13 protein-coding genes, 1 pseudogene and 2 CRISPR repeat arrays (1 of these 16 only partly in view) are annotated in these 17,157 nt (G+C 72.1%); of the genes and pseudogenes, 10 read left to right on the top strand and 4 right to left on the bottom strand.

Annotated elements, in window-relative coordinates:
- Positions 1-32: direct repeats of the CRISPR family, unit length 30 nt (it extends 425 nt beyond the left edge of the window).
- Positions 33-201: 169 nt separating this feature from the next.
- From MID12_RS15745 to MID12_RS15705, 9 genes are all read left to right on the top strand, one after another.
- On the top strand, positions 202-3,051 hold the full coding sequence (locus MID12_RS15745; protein ID WP_263167944.1) for a CRISPR-associated endonuclease Cas3'': 2,850 nt from the start codon (positions 202-204) through the stop codon (positions 3,049-3,051).
- A 190-nt stretch (positions 3,052-3,241) separates the two neighbouring features.
- Complete coding sequence (gene casA, locus MID12_RS15740; RefSeq protein ID WP_263167942.1) at positions 3,242-4,846, top strand: type I-E CRISPR-associated protein Cse1/CasA; 1,605 nt, start codon at positions 3,242-3,244, stop codon at positions 4,844-4,846.
- Positions 4,843-5,679 (top strand): type I-E CRISPR-associated protein Cse2/CasB, encoded by an 837-nt coding sequence (gene casB / locus MID12_RS15735; RefSeq protein ID WP_263167941.1) that lies wholly within the window; start codon positions 4,843-4,845, stop codon positions 5,677-5,679. Before casA ends, casB begins: the two co-directional genes overlap by 4 nt.
- 114 nt (positions 5,680-5,793) lie before the next feature.
- Positions 5,794-6,978, top strand: coding sequence for a type I-E CRISPR-associated protein Cas7/Cse4/CasC (gene cas7e, locus MID12_RS15730; protein ID WP_263167939.1), 1,185 nt, complete (start codon positions 5,794-5,796; stop codon positions 6,976-6,978).
- Entirely contained in the window at positions 6,975-7,844 is an 870-nt protein-coding gene (gene cas5e / locus MID12_RS15725) for a type I-E CRISPR-associated protein Cas5/CasD (protein ID WP_263167937.1), read from the top strand. Before cas7e ends, cas5e begins: the two co-directional genes overlap by 4 nt.
- On the top strand, positions 7,841-8,509 hold the full coding sequence (gene cas6e / locus MID12_RS15720) for a type I-E CRISPR-associated protein Cas6/Cse3/CasE (RefSeq protein ID WP_263167935.1): 669 nt from the start codon (positions 7,841-7,843) through the stop codon (positions 8,507-8,509). The genes cas5e and cas6e overlap by 4 nt, the downstream gene beginning before the upstream one ends.
- Positions 8,506-9,474, top strand: a complete 969-nt coding sequence (gene cas1e, locus MID12_RS15715) for a type I-E CRISPR-associated endonuclease Cas1e (RefSeq protein ID WP_263167933.1) — start codon at positions 8,506-8,508, stop codon at positions 9,472-9,474. Before cas6e ends, cas1e begins: the two co-directional genes overlap by 4 nt.
- Positions 9,475-9,495: 21 nt before the next feature.
- Positions 9,496-9,807 (top strand): type I-E CRISPR-associated endoribonuclease Cas2e, encoded by a 312-nt coding sequence (cas2e, locus tag MID12_RS15710; protein WP_263167931.1) that lies wholly within the window; start codon positions 9,496-9,498, stop codon positions 9,805-9,807.
- A gap of 31 nt (positions 9,808-9,838) precedes the next feature.
- A CRISPR array of direct repeats spans positions 9,839-10,477; the repeat unit is 29 nt; unit sequence GTGCGCTCCGCGCGAGCGGAGGTGAGCCG.
- A 519-nt stretch (positions 10,478-10,996) separates the two neighbouring features.
- Positions 10,997-12,163, top strand: a complete 1,167-nt coding sequence (locus MID12_RS15705) for an aminoglycoside phosphotransferase family protein (protein WP_263167929.1) — start codon at positions 10,997-10,999, stop codon at positions 12,161-12,163.
- Positions 12,164-12,357: 194 nt separating this feature from the next.
- Here the strand turns inward: MID12_RS15705 and MID12_RS15700 are convergent, their stop codons facing one another.
- The 4 genes and pseudogenes from MID12_RS15700 to MID12_RS15685 form a co-directional block, all read right to left on the bottom strand.
- A complete protein-coding gene (locus tag MID12_RS15700; protein WP_263173174.1) occupies positions 12,358-12,786 on the bottom strand; it encodes an ATP-binding protein in 429 nt (142 codons plus the stop codon).
- Positions 12,781-13,134, bottom strand: a pseudogene (locus MID12_RS15695) (PP2C family protein-serine/threonine phosphatase); the annotation flags it as partial. The gene MID12_RS15700 and the pseudogene MID12_RS15695, both read right to left, overlap by 6 nt.
- Positions 13,135-13,167: 33 nt before the next feature.
- Complete coding sequence (locus MID12_RS15690) at positions 13,168-14,721, bottom strand: hypothetical protein (RefSeq protein WP_263167926.1); 1,554 nt, start codon at positions 14,719-14,721, stop codon at positions 13,168-13,170.
- Between the two features lie 225 nt (positions 14,722-14,946).
- Positions 14,947-15,075: a DLW-39 family protein gene (locus tag MID12_RS15685; protein ID WP_003999697.1), complete on the bottom strand. Its 129-nt coding sequence runs from the start codon at positions 15,073-15,075 to the stop codon at positions 14,947-14,949.
- Between the two features lie 336 nt (positions 15,076-15,411).
- On the opposite strand from MID12_RS15685, the gene MID12_RS15680 reads away from it, so the two are divergent.
- On the top strand, positions 15,412-16,374 hold the full coding sequence (locus MID12_RS15680) for a DUF6344 domain-containing protein (RefSeq protein ID WP_263167917.1): 963 nt from the start codon (positions 15,412-15,414) through the stop codon (positions 16,372-16,374).
- The last annotated feature ends 783 nt before the right edge of the window (positions 16,375-17,157 follow it).

Here is a 17,157-nt window from a genome sequence, read left to right as displayed (position 1 = left end):
GTCGGCTCACCTCCGCTCGCGCGGAGAGGACACTTCCTGACCTGCGGCGTCAGAAGGGCTTTGCCATTTCATTGCCAGGCGTGGCGCGGGGCAGGGAGATGGCAGTACGCATGGTGCGCACTGTAGGCGGCGTGGCCCTGCGGTGGGAGGTAATGGCCTGATCAGCTCGCGTTGTCGGTGCGGGCTGGTAGGACATGCTTCATGACTGACAGTCAAGATGCGTCGCAGGCAGTGGTGTTGCCGGACGGACGTCTGTGGGGCAAGGAGCATGGGCTGGCCGAGCCGTACCCCGTGATGTGTCATCTGCTGGATGTGGCCGCGACGTTCGGCGCGCTCTGGGACGAGTTGCTGGAGGGGCGGGTCCGGGAGCGGTTCGCCGGGCAGTTGGGGCTGTCGGGGCCGGAGTGCCGGGCAGTGCTCTCGTTCTGGGCGGGGTTGCACGATCTGGGGAAGATCTCGCCGGCCTTTCAGGCGCAGGTGCCCGCCTTGTTCGAGGTGGTGGGTGGGCGGCCCGAGTACGCGCACGTGACGGGTGCCCGGATGCGGCATGAGATGGCGACCCACTGGTCGTTGGGCTCGCTGCTGGAAGAGGTCGGGTACCCGAACCGGCGTGGTGCCGCGCAGCGGGGTGGCAGTGGAGCCGCACTGGCGCACTGGGTGGGCCAGTTGCTCGGCGGTCATCACGGGCTGTTCGGGCGGAAGTTGACGACTTCGGAGATGCGGACGCCCGCTTCGTACGAGCCTGGTCTGGGTGCGGCAGGGTGGCATGTCCAGCGGCGTTGTCATCTGGAGGAGTTGCGGCGGGTCACCGGTGCGGCCGCGGTGCCCGCGGGTGCCTTGTCGGCGGACCTGGCCGTGGTGTTGACGGGGCTGGTGGTCTGCGCGGACTGGCTGGCCAGTGACACCGCCGCGATCGAGTCCGTACGGGGCACGACGGGATGGCGGGGCACTCCGGCGGAGGTGGACGCGCACTTCGCGCGTGCGGTGGCGGCGGCTCCCGCGCTGGTCGGTGCGGCGAGGCTGGGGCGGGCCGAGTTCGCCGAGAGCAGCTTCGGCGGGATGTTCCCGTTCGCACCGAACCCGCTCCAGGCCGACCTCGTCGCGCAGTTGCCCGGTCTGGTGCAGGCCCATGGCCCAGGGGTGCTGCTGGTGACGGCGCCGACGGGGGACGGGAAGACGGAGGCGGCGCTGTTCGCCTCGTCGGTGCTGGGCAGGGCGGCGGGCGCGCGCGGGATGTTCGTGGCGCTGCCGACGATGGCGACGGCCGACGCCATGTACGGGAGGGTGCGCGCGTTCGCGGAGTCGGCGTTGACCGGTCAGCGCGCTCTGACGCTGCTGCACTCGATGGCCTGGCTGAACGCGGCCTACACGCCCCCGTCCTCCGACGACCAGACCGCTCAGCTCTCCTCGGACACGAACACCTCGGTGGCGGCCGGGGACTGGGTGCGCGGGAATCGCCGCGGCTTTCTGGCGCCGCTGTCGGTGGGCACCGTCGACCAGGTCCTGGCCGGGGCGCTGCCGCTGCGCTACAACACGCTGCGCCTGTTCGGGCTGCACGAGAAGGTCCTCGTGGTCGACGAGGCCCATGCCTACGGCCCGTGGATGCACAAGCTCCTGCTGGTCCTGCTGGAGTGGCTGGGGGCGATGCGCGCGCCGGTGGTGCTCCTGTCGGCGACGCTGACGGGCCAGGCGGCGGCCTCGCTGGTGAACGCCTACCGCCGCGGTGCGGGGTTCACCGAGGCGGCACCGGTCGAGCCCGCGTATCCGGGATGGGTGTACGCGGGAGCCGTGACCGGCGAGGTCTCGGCGCCGCGGAGCACGGCGACGGGAAGGCCCCGCACCCTCGACGTCGTCGTGCGGCCGGTGGCCTGGGACGTACGGGAAGGTGAGGCGGGCGGGCCCGCTCCGGCGAACGGGCGCCGTGCCGCTGTGCGCGAGGAGCTCCGGCAGGTCGTCGAGAGCGGGGGCACCGCGCTGGTGTGCTGCACGACCGTCGCCGAGGCGCAGGCCACCTTCCGCGACATCCGCGCCGCCTTTCCCGAACTCGCCGGGCGCCCGGGCGGGGTGCGGCTGCTGCACTCCCGCTTCCCCGCCCGCGTACGGCAGGAGATCGCGGCCGAGTGCGAGCGCGCCTACGGCAAGCCGGAGGCGGGGGCGGAACCATCGGTGCGGGAGGCCTCCGTGCTGGTGGCCACGCAGGTGGTGGAGCAGTCCCTCGACCTCGACTTCGAGGTGGTGATCAGCGACCTGGCTCCGCTGGCCCAACTGCTCCAGCGGGCCGGACGCTGCAGGCGCCACCAGCGGGGCAGCGCGGGCAGACCGACGTGGGCCGCGGTTGAGGACGCTCCGCGCGTGGTGGTGCTGGATCCGTTCCTCGCTCCTGAGGGCCGGATGTGCCCGAGGTCGTGGGGATTGGTCTACGACGCCAGCCTGCTGCTGCGGACGTCCTTGCTGTTGAGGGAGCGCGCGGGCGAGGGCATCGCGGTCCCCGGTGGAGTGCAGGAGCTGGTGGACGCCGTCTACGCGCCGGATTTCGTCGAGGATCTGGATGCCGGCGTCGGGCGGGAGTTGCGGGATCTGGACCTGGAGCGTCTCGCCTCCCAGGCGGCCGAGACGAGCCTGGCGGACATGGTGGCGATCGGCGGCCCGGGAGATGTCCAGGGGTACCTGCACCTCCTGAGCCGACGGGTCGAGGGAGTGGACGAGGAACTCCTCACCACGCGCCTCGGCGCGGACACCGGCCGGGTGGTGTGCGTGTACGCACAGCCGGACGGCGCCTGGACGCTGGACGAGTCCGGTGAGGTGGCCCTGCCGGAAGGGCCTCGACCCTCTCGCCGGGAGCTGGCCGAGGTGATGGCCCGGGTGGTGCCGGTACCCGGGCGGTGGCTGCGGGACGGAGGAGTCGAGCATCTGCCCGGCTGGCGCAAGCAACCGCTGTTGCGGGATGTGGGCTTGCTGGTGCTGACCCCCGGAGCGGAAGGGGAGGGTTGGCGATGCGGGCTCGGTGAGCGCACGATCGCTCTCTCCGAGGTGGGAGTCGAGGAACTTTGACTCTTTCTCCAGGAAATCCTCACAAGGGTTCGTCCTCTTCGCTACTTTTCAACTCCGCTTCCCGAAAGGGGAGTTACCGCACCCGCCGACCTGCCTCGGCTCAGCGGGCGCGGTACGTACCCGGTGCGCTGTCCGGCCGCTCCCGGCTCCGCTCGTACGAAACCGTCTCCGTGTCTGCTCCGGGAGAGCCATGCCTCTGACGAACGTGCTCGACGACCCGCTCTTCCCGGTGCGATGGAAACCGGGGAGTGCGCCACCCGTGGGGAGCGGGTCGACGGGCGAGGTGGGCCTGAGACCGCTGCTGCGGCATGCGCACGAGATCGAGAACCTCGCCGTGGCGATCCCACCCGCGCACTCCGCGCTCCTGCGGATCCTCTACGCCCTCACCGCCCGGGTGACCGGCCTGGACCAAGCACCCGACGGTCCTGACGACTGGGTCCTGCGCCGTGACGAGATCCTGGCCGCCGGGCAGCTTCCCCCCGACGGGATCGATGCCTACTGCGCGCGGAACCACGACAGGTTCTTCCTGTTCGACGACGCGGGAGGCCGCCCGTGGATGCAGGACCCCCGGCTGATCGAGGAATGTGACGCCGCGGGCACCGCCGGGGTCAACAAGCTGATCGTGACCCGCCCGGCCGGCAACAACCACGCCTGGTTCACGCATACGAGCGATACGCGCCCCTTACCGCCGAGCGCCTCCGAAGCCGTACTCAGCCTGCTGACCTGGCTCTTCTACGGGCCGTCCGGCAAGTGCAGCGCGCGCACCGTCAACGGCACCAAGACGTCCAACGCCACGGGGGGACCGCTGCGTGGGACCCTCTCCTACCACCCCGAGGGCAGCACCCTCTTCGAGACGCTGCTCGCCGGGCTTGTCCCACCGAAGCAGCAGGTACGCCCGGCCGAGGACCTTTGCCCGTGGGAGAGGGAGACACTGCCGGACCCGGAAGGGCCGCCTCCCGCCGCCACCGGGCCCTGTTCGCAGCTCACCGGCCAGGGCGTGCACGCGCTGCTCCTCGTCCCCGACCCCGAGGACGCCTCCCGCGTCGTGGATGCCTACATCACCTGGGGCTACCGCACCGGCCGTGACGCCCGCCCCGGCGACGACTACCTGATCTGGCAGATCAGCCAGGCCGGCAATTCCTACGCTCGGTACGCGGACTCCTCCCGCGCTCTGTGGCGCGACCTCGACGCGCTGCTGCTCGCCGAACCGCCCGGCCAGGCCCGCCCGCGTCGCCCCGCCGTCTTCGACTGGGCTCAGGAGATCTCCGAGGACCTGCGGGTCCGGGCCCTCGGTTTCGAGCAGGACAGCCAGGCCAAGGACATCCAGTTCGTCGACGCCGCCACCCCGCCCGTCCTCGGGTACGTGGAACGGCGCACGGCCACCAGCCGCCCCGCGGTCGGTCAGCTCCGCATCCTCGGCGAACGCTTCGGCCAGCGGCTCGACCGCGCCCTGCGCCGCGCCTGGCGTACCTATGTGAACGACCCCAAGGACGACGCGGATGCCTGGGCGGAGAGCGGTGCGGCCCGTTACTGGCCCGGCGCGGAACGGGAGTTCTGGCACCGCTTCGCCCGACTGGACCGCACCGGAACCACCCTCGACGGCGGCCTGGATGTCCCGGCCGCCCGCGCCGCCTTCCTCCGCCTCGCACTGGCCGCGTTCGACGAGGTCACCTCTCAGGTCGCGGGCACCCAGCGCGGTGCGAAAGCGGTCCAGGAAGCCCGAACCGACCTCTTCGGCGACCGACGTGCCGCGTCCACCCCGGGTGCAGCCAAGGAGAAGGAGTCCACCCCGTGACCGTCGACAACACCGTCGCGCAGGCGGCAGTTCCCGCCCAGCGGAGTCACCGTACGAACCGGCTCACGAAGTACGACCGCTTCATCACCTCGGTGAGCCGCCGCTGCCAGAGCGATCCAGGGGCCCGCAGCGCCCTGCGCTCAGGAGTCGGCAAGGACCTGGACGCTGTGCCCCGCATGCACCAGGTGATTGCCCACCTGGTGCCGCCCGCCGCTGACGATCGTGCCCAGCGCGCGTACTACGCGGTCGCGGCCATGATCGCTGAGCAGACGCGCAGAAAGCAGAGGTCGTCGTCGGAGGAGGAGACGGAGGAGAAAGACGAGGCGGAGCAGACCGAAGGTACCGAAGACACCGAGAACATCGATGGTGCCGAGGGCGGTGCGACTCGTGAAGCATCGGCGGGGACCGGGCCCGGGGCCGAGACCGGGGACCGCGCCGCCACTCTTCGCCCCGACTACGGCTCCAGCCTCGGTGCAGCCTTCGCGGCCGCGGTCGACGTGGCCTCGGGCCGGGAACGCCAGATGCGCCGAGGCACGGCGGAGAGCCGGTTGAACGTCCTGTGCAAGCAGCAGATCACCGGCCTGCACCGGCACCTGCCCGCATCGGTGCGCTATCTGCGGTCCCTGGGCGTGCCCGTCGACTTCGCCCGGCTGCTCCAGGACCTCCTCGACTGGCCCCGGGACTCCGGCCGTATCACCCGGTACTGGCTCCAGGACTTCTACCGGGCGCTGCAGAAGGCAGACAGCCGCCGGGCCGACACCGAGGACGCCAAGGCCACCGTCCAGGACGCCACGGCCACCGCCGAGACCCCGGAACGCTCTCCGAGCGCCTGAAGGACACCTGCCTCACCGGACACGATGCCCGTGCCGCGGGCCTGCCACGACCACGGAGGAACATCCGCTCTCGCGCGGTGATGTTCACTCCCCACTCACCCTCTTGGAGCCCTCATGGCCACCACCCTCACCCTCCCCGCCCGCTTCCTCTGCGTCAGCGTGCTGCAGACCGTGCCGTTCGCGAACCTCAACCGCGACGACACGAACTCGGTGAAGACCGTCCAGTTCGGGGGCGTGCTGCGCACCCGGGTCTCCAGCCAGTGCTGGAAGCGCGCCGTGCGCAAGAAGTTCGAGGAACGTACCGGGCAGAGTGCGCTGCGTACCCGCCGTATCGCCGAGCGGGTGGCCCGCTTGCTGAGCGAGGAGCGGGGCTGGGAGGCCGGTCTCGCGGCCCGGGCGGGGGCACATGTGGCGGCCGCCTCCGGGATCAGGTTCGAGCTGGAGGAGAAGGAGAAGAAGGCCCTGCCCAACGTGGTCCTCCAGAACGCCCTGGTCTACGTGCCCGAGACAGCCATCTCCGAACTCGCCGATCTGGCCGAGGAGTTCCGCGCGGAGATCGAGAAGGCCAAGGACATCACCAAGCCCTCGGACAAGAGCGTCCTCAAGGACCAGACCGGCAGGGTGAAGGGCGTCCTGCGCTCCCGCAACGCTGTCATCAACACCTTCGGTCGCATGCTCGCCGAGGTGGACGACGCCGGGGTCGACGGCGCCGTCCAGGTCGCGCACGCCATGACCACGCACCCCACCGACATCGAGATCGACTACTTCTCCGCCGTCGACGACGTCACCGACCAGTGGCAGGACGCCACCGGCAGCGGCCACATGGGCCACGCGGAGTTCAGCGCAGGCACCTTCTACCGCTACGCCACCCTCGACCTCGCCGAACTCGCCGCCAACCTCGGCGGTGACGCGGCAGCCGTCCGGGAACTGGCCGAGGCCTTCCTCCAGTCGTTCGTACGCTCCCTGCCCGAGGCGAAGAAGAACTCCACCGCTCCGAACACGCCGCCGGACCTGGTCCACGTCACCGTCCGCTCCGACCGCCCGCTCTCCCTGGCCGCCGCCTTCGAGAAGCCCGTACGGATGGCTCCCGAGGGCGGATTCGCCGCTCCCTCCCGCGACGCTCTCGCCGAGTACGCAGGCGAGGTCGACGAGTTCATGGGCACCGACGGCATCCTCCTGGCGGGCTGGACGGGCCGTGAGGCCAAGGACCTCAACGGACTCGGCACGCGGCACCCGTCCGTCGACAAGCTGGTCACCGCCGCCGCGGACCGCGCCTTCGAGCAGGAGACCGCGGCGTGACCCTCTCCGACCTCGCCGCGGACGCCGCCTCCACGACACCCGCGCCGGGCCTGCTGCTCCACCTCGCAGGTCCCTTGCAGTCCTGGGGCGGGCACAGCCACTTCAACCAACGCGACACCGCCCCGCACCCCACGCGCTCCGGCGTCATCGGCCTGCTGGCCGCCGCCCTCGGCCGGGCACGGCAGGAACCGGTCAGCGACCTCGCCACCCTGCGCCTGACCGTCCGTACGGACCGGGGCGGAGTGCTCCTGCGCGACCTGCACACCGTGGGCGGCGGACTCCCGGCAGCGCAGACGGTCACCACCGCCCAGGGCAAGAAGCGCTCCGGCGACACCGGCACCCTCCTCTCCCACCGCTACTACCTCGCGGACGCCGCGTTCACCGCCGCCCTCACCCCCGGGCCCGACACCCCGCCCGGCCTCCTCACTGCATGCGCCGACGCCCTCGTGTCCCCGCGCTGGCCGCTCTACCTGGGCCGCCGGTCCTGCCCACCCACCGGGCCGGTCCTGATCGGCGTCTTCGACGACCCCCTGCACCACCTGATCCACCTGCCCCTCGCCGCGCCCCCGCCGCGCGAACGGGCACCCGCCCCCGAGGTGGAACTCCTCGGCGACCGCCCGCTCGACCACCTGCCCCTTCCGGCCGAGCTGCGCCCGTCCGACCCCGCGGAGGCCGCCCGGCCGACCGGGCAACTCAACGACGAGCCCGCCTCCTTCCACCCCCGCAGCCGAAGCCACCACGCGCGGCCCGTCTTCCGCCGCCGGTACACGCCGCCGCGCGAGCAGTGGGCGGGGCACGGCATCGACCACCTCAAGCGCCTCGCGGCATACCGCGCCCAGACCACCCCCGAGGGGGCACGCCGATGACATCCCTGTGGCTGACCCGCATCGCACCCGATCCGCGGTCCCTCGAAGCCCGCCGCGACCTCGGTGACGCGGTCGGGCTGCACCGCCGCCTGATGAGCCTCTTCCCCGACGACCTCGGCCCCGATCCCCGCCGTCAACTCGGTCTGCTGCACCGCGTCGACGACGCCCGCGGCGGGCCCGCGATCCTCCTGCAATCCGCCCACCAGCCCGACCTGACCAAGCTCCCCGACGGCTACGGTCAGAGCGCCACCCGCTCCCTCGACCCGCTCCTGGGCCTCCTGCGCGGCGGCCTTCAGATCCACTACCGCTGCACGGCCAGTGCGGTACGCAAGCCCGGCGCCACCACCCGCTCCCGCTACCAGCTGCCCGAAGTCGTCGCCCTGCACGGTGCGGACGCCGAGGAGTGGTGGCAACGCCAGGCGGACGCGGCCGGGTTGAAGCTGCTCTCCCTGCTCTCCCAGCCGCTCGACGACGCGACCGGCAACAAGAGCGGGCCGAAGGCCCGGCAGCGCATCCGCCACTCCCGTACCCGCTTCGACGGCGTCGCCGTCATCGTCGACCCCGACCAGTTGCGCACCAAGCTGACCGCCGGCATCGGCCGCGGCAAGGCCTACGGCTGCGGCCTGCTCACCCTCGCCCCCCAGCGCACCGCGGTGGACGCATGACCACACCCTCGCAGGCCCGCCGCAAGCTCGCCGCACCCACCGTCGCCATGCTGCCGCGCATCGCCGACTCCCTGTCCTTCCTCTACCTGGACATCGTCCGGGTGCTTCAGGACGACACCGGTGTTCTGGCCGAGGTCAGCAGCGAACTCCACGGCCGCCAGACCGTCTACCTGCCCACCGCGGCCCTCTCCTGCGTCCTCCTCGGCCCGGGCACCTCCATCACCGCCCCCGCCATGGCCACCCTGGCCCGCCACGGCACCACGGTGCTGATCACCGGCTCCGGGGGAGTGCGCTGCTACGCGGCCACCCAGCCCGCGTCCCTGAGTACGACCTGGCTCGAACGCCAGGCGCGAGCCTGGGCGGACGACACACAACGCCTGCGCATCGCCACCGCCATGTACGAGAAGCGCTTCGGCGCCGGCACCGTCCCGCCCGGCTCCACCCTCCAGCAGCTACGAGGCATGGAGGGCCAGCGCGTCAAAGCGCAGTACAAGATCCTCGCCCAGCAGCACAGGATCGGCCGCTTCCGCCGCGCCTACGACCCCTCGCAGTGGGACCTCCAGGACCCCGTCAACCTCGCTCTGTCCTCCGCCAACACCTGCCTCTACGGCATCGTCCACGCCGCCGTCCACTCCCTGGGCATGTCCCCCGCCCTCGGCTTCGTCCACCAGGGCAACCAGCAGGCCCTGGTCTACGACATCGCCGACCTCTACAAGGCCGAACTCACCATCCCCCTCGCCTTCTCCCTGCACAACTCGCCCAACCCCGAAGCGCAGGCCCGCCGTTCCTTCCGCGACGGCCTGCGCCTGTTCCGGCTACTCCCGCGGATCGTCCACGACATCCAGGACCTGCTGGACCCCGGCAGCGACCGTGAATCCCCCGACCCGGAAGAGGAACTCGTCGACCTCTGGGACCCCGTCACCGGAGCCGTCCCCGGCGGTATCAACCACGCCGCCGACGGCTGAACCCCCTCCCGGGAAGGACCTGTGGCCTCCATGATCGTCATCTCGGCGACCGCCGTCCCCGACCACCTCAGAGGCGCCCTCACCCGCTGGCTCCTCGAAGTCACTCCCGAGCTCTACGTCGGTACCGTCTCTGCCCGGGTACGCGACGAACTCTGGCAGTCGGTCACCGCCTGCGCGGACCAGGGCACCGCGGTCCTCGCCTACCCCAGCCACAACGAACAGGGCTTCGAACTCCGCACCGCGGGCCCACAACGCCGCACCCCCGTCGACTTCGACGGCCTGACCTTGATCGCCTTCGACCGACCGAGTCAAGAAATGGCAATGCCCCTCTGACGGTGCAGGTCAGGAAGTGTGCGCTCCGCGCGAGCGCTCCGCGCGAGCGGAGGTGAGCCGGCCTTCGAGGTCTCCGGGTCGGGGGCCGGGGCGTGCGCTCCGCGCGAGCGGAGGTGAGCCGGCGACTGGATCCGCGGCATCAGCATCCGGCAGGTGCGCTCCGCGCGAGCGGAGGTGAGCCGCAGGTCTTCCGGGAGTTCGAGGGTCACGAGCGGTGCGCTCCGCGCGAGCGGAGGTGAGCCGCAGGTGCGCGGGGCGCGCGATCAGGAGCTGGGGTGCGCTCCGCGCGAGCGGAGGTGAGCCGGCTATGGCAGATTCCCCAGCCCGCGCGGGAGTGTGCGCTCCGCGCGAGCGGAGGTGAGCCGGAGAGCGCTGACATGGCGTTGATCGCGTTGGTGTGCGCTCCGCGCGAGCGGAGGTGAGCCGGGGGCTTCGGGACCAATTGGTCCCGGTGCGTGGTGCGCTCCGCGCGAGCGGAGGTGAGCCGCAGGCGGAGAACAAGACCCAGCCCGTTCCCGAGTGCGCTCCGCGCGAGCGGAGGTGAGCCGGACGGCGGAGGCGGCGCCTCGGCGCTGATCGCGTGCGCTCCGCGCGAGTGGAGGTGAGCCGATCATGGTGAGATCGAGGGGCAGATCGGGGAGGTGGACTCCGCGTCAGCGGAGGTGAGTCGGGTCAGTCAGTGCCGTCTCGGTCAGGTCATCCGTTCTCTCTGCGCAAGCGGAGGTCATTACCTGGGTGGTGAGCGTGTCTTCGGGAGCGAGTACGTCGGTTCTGCTCATGACCGGTCGAGCCGCGAGGGTTTCTCGACGACATCCGCCCGGCGGTCCAGCCCCCAGAAGCGCGGCAGTTTCTCCCGAGATTCTCCCAAACGATCTTTCCTGGGGGTCGTTCACCTGCCTGAACTGGGGTGTTGTGCTTCCACGTGACGAACGACCATTGCTGATAAGGATGAGGCCACAGGTTCACATCCTGTTGGAACCGCCAGTACGAAGACCCCCAGCCGATCATGGTTGGGGGTCTTCGGCGTCTCGGGCCGAGATGAGGCAGCCGTCCGTGTCCGGGGCGTTCGGGTTGGCGCGTTGCTGTGCTTCAGGGGCGGAGGGCGTGCATTCCATGGACTGGTTTTCCGGTACGGCGCGTCAGGAAAACCGTTGGAGGCGCGGCCGCCCCCGGTGCTGGGATTGCCCCCATGGCAGCTGAGGCGGCGGTGGTCGTGGATCGCGGGGCCTTTCCGGAGGCGCGGACGCCCTGGGAGGAGGCGGGCTGGCGGCGGGAGGCGTTCGCCTGGGCTGGGCGGGAGTTGGCGGCGCGCGGTCTGCGGGTCACCGGACCGCCGAGGGTGCGGTTGCGGCCCTGGTCGGTGCTGGTGCGGATGCCTGTCGCGGGCCAGGGGGCCGTGTGGTTCAAGGCGAATCCGCCTGCCAGTGCCTTCGAGGCGCCGCTCGCTGCCGCACTGGCCCGGTGGGTGCCGGAGCACGTACTCGCGCCGCTGGCCGTCGATGCCGAGCGGGGCTGGTCGCTGTTGCCCGACGGGGGTGCGCTCTTCCGGGATGTACTCGGCGGGAGCGGGAGCGGGAGCGGGAGCGGGAGGGAGAGCGGTGGCGGTAGCGGGGGCGGTGCGGGCCCGCGGGAGTGGGAGGGGGCGCTGCGGCAGTACGCGGGGATGCAGTACGCGCTGGCTCCGCGTGCCGGGGAGCTTGAGGAGCTGGGGGTGCCCCGGGCCCGTACCGCCGAGTTGCCCGGTGTCTTCGAGCGGCTGGTCGACGGGAACGGCGCGCTCGGGGCGGAGGAGCGCACGCGGTTGCGGGCGCTGCGTCCTCAAGTGGCGCAGTGGTGTGCGGAGTTGGCCGGAGCGGGGATCGCGGACTCGCTCGATCACTCCGATCTGCATGAGGGGCAGTTCTTCCACGATGAGGGACAGTTTTTCCACGAGCTGGACGGGGGGCAGCTGCTCCACGCGGAAGCGGGGCGGGCGGTGGCGGGGCGGGCGGAGGCCGGGCGGGGGGAGGCAGGGCGGTCCGGGGTGGGGCGGTTCACCTTCTTCGACTGGGGGGACGCGGCCGTCTCGCATCCCTTCTGCAGTTTTCTCGTCCCCGCCCGGCGGGTGCGCGAACTGTACGGTTCCGAGGCGCTGCCCCGGCTGCGGGACGCCTACCTGGAGCCCTGGACGGGGCACGGTCGTACCCCGGCGGACCTGCGGCGGGCGCTGAGTCTGGCGGGGCGGCTCGGAGTTCTGGGCCGCGCGATCTCGTGGGGGCGCCTCTTCCCGGGAGCCTCCGAGCCCGCGCACGCCGCGGGCGAGGCGGCCGGTGCCGAGTGGCTGCGGGAACTGCTCGACGCCGAGCCGCCGGTGTAGCTCAGCGCGGTGGCGCGTTCCAGCCCCGGCCGAGCCGCTCTTCCCGCTCGGCGCGGAGCCGCCGCTCTGGCCTGGCGCGGAGCCGGTTCCGGCTGCCCGGGCTCAGCCCCCGCGGTCTCAGCCTCCCACCTTCGACCACCCCTACCTTCGACCACCCCCACCTTCGGCGATCCTCACCGTCGACCACCCCGCCCTCAACTCCCGCCCACCCCCTCGATCGGCTGCTCGGTCCAGATGGTCTTGCCGCGGGTGCCGTAGCGGCTGCCCCAGCGGGTGCAGAGTCGGGCGACGAGGAAGAGGCCGCGGCCGTTCTCGTCGGTGGTGTCGGCCTCGCGGAGGCGGGGCTGGGTGTTGCTGCCGTCCGAGACCTCGCAGACGAGGACGCGGTCGCGGATCAGCCGCAGGCGGATGCCGGTCGCGGTGGGGTCCGAGCCGTGCCGGATGGCGTTGGTGACGAGTTTGCTGACGATCAGTTCGGTGGCGGGGGCGAGTGCGTGCAGGCCCCAGTCGGCGAGCCGTCGGCAGACCGCCTCCCGGGCCCCGGAGACGCCGGCCGGGTCGCCGCTGAGGGTCCAGACGGCGGTGTGCTCTGCGGGTACGGCGCGGGTGCGGGCGAGGAGCACGGTCACGTCGTCGGCGGGGTCGGGGGCCCCGGGCGCCATACGGACGAGGCCGCGGCCCATCTCGGCGAGTCCGTGGCCCGAGCGGCAGGCGGTGGCGAGGTGGTCGAGGAGGTCCTGCTCGTTGCCGCCGAGTCCGGTGAGGCCGTCGGTGTAGAGGGCGAGCACGCTGCCGGGCGGCAGCCGTACCTCCGTCACCGCGAAGGGCATCCCGCCCACGCCGAGCACCGGCCCGGGCGCGAGGGGCACGCAGCGCAGCGTCCGGTCGGGGAAGACCACGACCGGCGGCGGGTGCCCGGCGCTCGCCATCCGGCAGACCCGGGTCACCGGGTCGTAGACCGCGTACAGGCAGGAGGCGCCGACGACGTCCGGGTTCTCGGGTTGTCAGCGTCCCGGATACGACGGTGGCTCGGGCGTCGCCTGGCCGGACCGCGCGGACCGGTCCCGCTGGCGCCGCTCCGCGCGTGCCGCGCCCCGGCGGGCGAGGAGTGTCCACAGGCCGAGGACGGCGAGGAGCAGGGTGCCGGTGCCGAAGCCGCCCGCGGCCACCGCCCTCGCCGCGGTGGGGCCGAGCAGCGGATCGTCGTCGGCGTCCTCGGCCGGATCGGCGGGGCCGCCTCCCGTGCCCGGGCCGTCCTCGGTGCCGAACAGTCCCGAGGGCTGCGGCGACCCCGCGTAGCCCGGCCCGTCCTGGGCCTCTCCCTCGACCGCGATGTTCAGCGTCAGGGCAAGGGGGCGGTCACCGAAGGTGCCGGCCACCTTGTCGTTCAGATGCACGGCCAGGTAGTACCAGCCCGCGAAGCGCGCCGAGGTCATCTCCTCACGCGCCGCCGCGAAGCGGTTCCCGTAGGCGACCGGCGCCATGGGGCGGAGCGTGGTCTTCTTCGGCTGCCCGTCGTACGAGGTGTCGGTGCGGGCCACCGTCGCGCGCACCGGGTTGTACAGCGCCACTTCGAGCGCGCTGGAGACGTAGTCGCCGCCGGCGCGGTCGGTGCCGGCCGCCGGGTCCGTGCCCGTGTCGGAGCCGTCGCCGGGGCCGTCGGAGGAACCCGTACCGGGCCCTTCGCCGAGACCCGCGCCCCCGGAGTCCTGGTCGGTGGGGCTCCCGCTGCCGGAGCCCTCGCCACCGGAACCTTCGCCCGGCTCGGAGCCCTCGCCGCCGGAGCCCGGGGCGATCCCGGCGCCGATCCGCAGGCGCTGGCCCCAGTCGACGGGCACCCGGTAGAAGAGCGTGGTCCCCGAGGTGATGCGGTCGCGCCAGGCGCCGTCCTCCAGGGCGGGGGCGTCGTTGAAGCTGGTGCCGCCCTCGCGTGGGCGCGCGGGTCCGGCGGGCGGCTCGGCGGAGGCGGAGGGGGCGGCGTCGGTGGGCGGTGCGCTCGGGGCCTTGCCGCGCAGCGCCGGTTCGGTGGCGAACTGCAGCTCCAGGTCCCAGTTCTCCGGATGGGAGCCCTTGCGTTCGACCAGCACGTAGTAGGTCCCCGCCTCCTGGCAGGTGCCCTCGCCCGGGCCGATCAGCCGGGCCGCGGTGGCGACGAGCGGACGCGGGCTGACCAGGGAGCCGAAGCTCGCGGCATCGTACGAGCAGGTGAAGCCCTCGGCGGTCTGGATCGAGACCTTGACGCCGTCACCGTAGGCGCCGTCGACGCCGGGCGGGGGCAGCGCGGTCGCCGAGACATAGGCGCTGGCGGCGGAGTCCAGGCTGATCCGGTAGTACCCCTTCGCGCCGGGGCCGAGGGCGCTGCGGTAGCGGCCGCCCGCCTTCAGCTGCCGGGCTCCGGAGGCCTCCCCGGCGGCCCCCACGGTGGGGGCGTCCTCGGCGAAGGCGTACGGATCAGGGCGGGCGGCGGCCCAGCCCTGTCCGGGGAGGGCGGCGAGCAGGCACAGCGCCGCCGTCGCGGCGGACACCGCCCGTACGCACCGCGCAGCTTCGAGCCGCACGCCCACGCCTCATCCCTCCCCCGTGAGTCCGGTCGGGTACCGCGGGCGGTCACGTTTCCCGCGGGTAACCCGCCCGGGACTCTCTACCCCGGCCCCGTGCGGTGCGCAACCCCTGCCCTGGAACTGTGGATTCCGCCCGGCTTGCCTCCGTTCGGGCGGGGCCGGTCAGCACAAGGCCCCGGCCGCAGTGGGCGGCCGGGGCCAGGGCATGTCTGCTGTGGCAGCTCAGGAACCCGTGGGCACGGAGTCGGTCGCCTCCGTCCACAGATCCTGCTCGGCGCGATCCGCCTGGATCTGGCGGTACACGAGGAGCCCGCCGATGGCGGCCAGTGCGACCAGGAGAAGCTTCTTCACCGCGCGACCTCGTCTTTCCTTGACGTAGGGGACCTTCGGCGCCCGACTATACACACCGGCCGATACCAATCGGTGACCTGTCTCCGCACCCCCGGGCCCCGCCAACTCCCGCCTCCACCAGGGCAGTCGAAGCGGATCTCGCCCCTCCGGGCGCCCTCGTCGAAATGTGATGTTCACCGCTCTTGACCGTATTCGGGGAGCTTCCAGACCGCGTGCGGCCAGAAGAGTGGTGTTCATCGGAAGATCGCTGTGCGCCGGTGTCGGTCCCCCACTCGATTCCTCACATACACATCATTGGGAAAGTACGCAAATCGCCCAACCTGAAAGTGAGGAGCCATGGCCGCCACCAAGGTCATGAAGCTGTGGGCCGCGCTCATCGCCGCGGTCTTCACCGTCTTCGCCGCACTCGGATTCTCCAGCACGGCCAGCGCCGCCGTCCCGGCGCAGAAGACCAAGGAGCACTGCAACGACCTGGAGACCGCGCTGGACGTCATGGACGTGACGCCCGCGCACTTCGTCGCCAAGGACATCAGGTCGCTGCCGCCGACGATGAAGCAGCGCATCGCGGCCGAGGCGCACGGCTCCTCGCCGAGCTGCCGCCGGATGGGCAGCACCGCCGACCGGCACGCACCCCAGCACGAACAGGCAGTGCCCGCCGAGGACGGCCGGCCACCGCTGAACACGGCAGAGGCCCCCACCAGCACCGGCGAGCGGACCCCGCTCCAGGACGGCTCGGCCTTCGCCCTCGAAACCCCCGACTTCAGCTTCGGCGACCCGGAAGCGCCCGCCCCGCAGGGCGAATCGGCACCGGCCCCGGAGACCGAGTCGGCCCCCGCACCGCAGAGCGAGTCGGCACCCACCGTGGAGAACGACGAGGCACCGGCCCCGGAGCGCGACGAGGCATCCGCGCCGCAGTACGACGAGGCGCCCGCCCCGCAGAACGAGGAAGCATCCGCGCAGCAGAACGAGGAAGCCCCCGCGCCGCAGGGCGGGGAAGCCCCGGTCATGGGTGAGGAAGCGCCCGCCATGGAGGACGCCGAGGGCCCCGCTCCGGACACCGCCGAGGCACCCGCTCCCGAGGCCGCCGCGGAGCCCGCCCCCGAGTCCGCCGAGGAAGCCGCACCCGAGCCCGCGTTCCCCTCGCAGCGCCAGGGCACCGGCGAAGCCCGCCCCTCCGGCAGCACCGGCAGCGTCTCGGGCTCCCTCTCGCCGACGATCGTCCACCAGACGCGCCCCAACGTCTACGAGGACTCCACGGCCGCACTCCTCGCCGGTCCCTCCGGCCAGATCCTGTCCTGAACGCGCCGTTTTCCGCTCGCCGCAGAGCCAGCACAGGAATCGGGCAGCAACCGGCGCCTGGACCAACTGCCGGACGCCGTCGCAGAGTCGGCGGCAGCACGCCAGCAGGGCAGCACGCCAGCAGGGCAGCACGCCAGCAGGGCAGGTCGAGGCCGGGTCCCCCGAGCGAGCAGGACCGGATGAGGATCAGCGCCGTAGACATTCCGAGACACCGGAGTCGGGAAGACGTCTCGGAAGGCCGACTCCGCACCCCGGAAGCCACAGCAGGAAGCCCGGCGCGTACGTCCGTCCCGTACGTACGCGAGATGCACGGGCACGGAGGATCGGGCACGGAACTCCTGAGAGCCATCCAGGCCCCGAGGAATTCCCAGCAGCCGCCAGGGCGCCGCGAGAACAGGACGTACAGACGGCCCCCATCCTGCCCAGCCACCACACCCAGCCACCGCACTCAGCCACCGCACTCAGCCACGGTCGGACGGATCCGAGTCCCTTACGGATACGGACAGAGACCGACCTGTACGGGCAGGACCGACCCACGCGGGTAGCCGACCTGCAAGGCGACCTGTGAGGACAACAGAGGACAACCGATCTGCGCGGACAACCGGTCCGCGAGGACGACCGATTCACGCGGACAGTCGACCCACCCGGCGAACAGGCGGATCTACAGCGGCAGTTGCCGCCGCCTTGCTGCCACCGACCTGACAGCCCACGCCAGTTGACCTGACCAGGCCAGCTCAAGCGACACCGTCACCCGCATACGCGCATACCCGCATCCCCGGACCG

Source organism: Streptomyces sp. SCSIO ZS0520 (assembly GCF_025643355.1).
Lineage (GTDB): Bacteria > Actinomycetota > Actinomycetes > Streptomycetales > Streptomycetaceae > Streptomyces > Streptomyces physcomitrii.
Note: the sequence above shows the minus strand (reverse complement) of the source record. Positions and strands in the feature narration are given on the sequence as shown.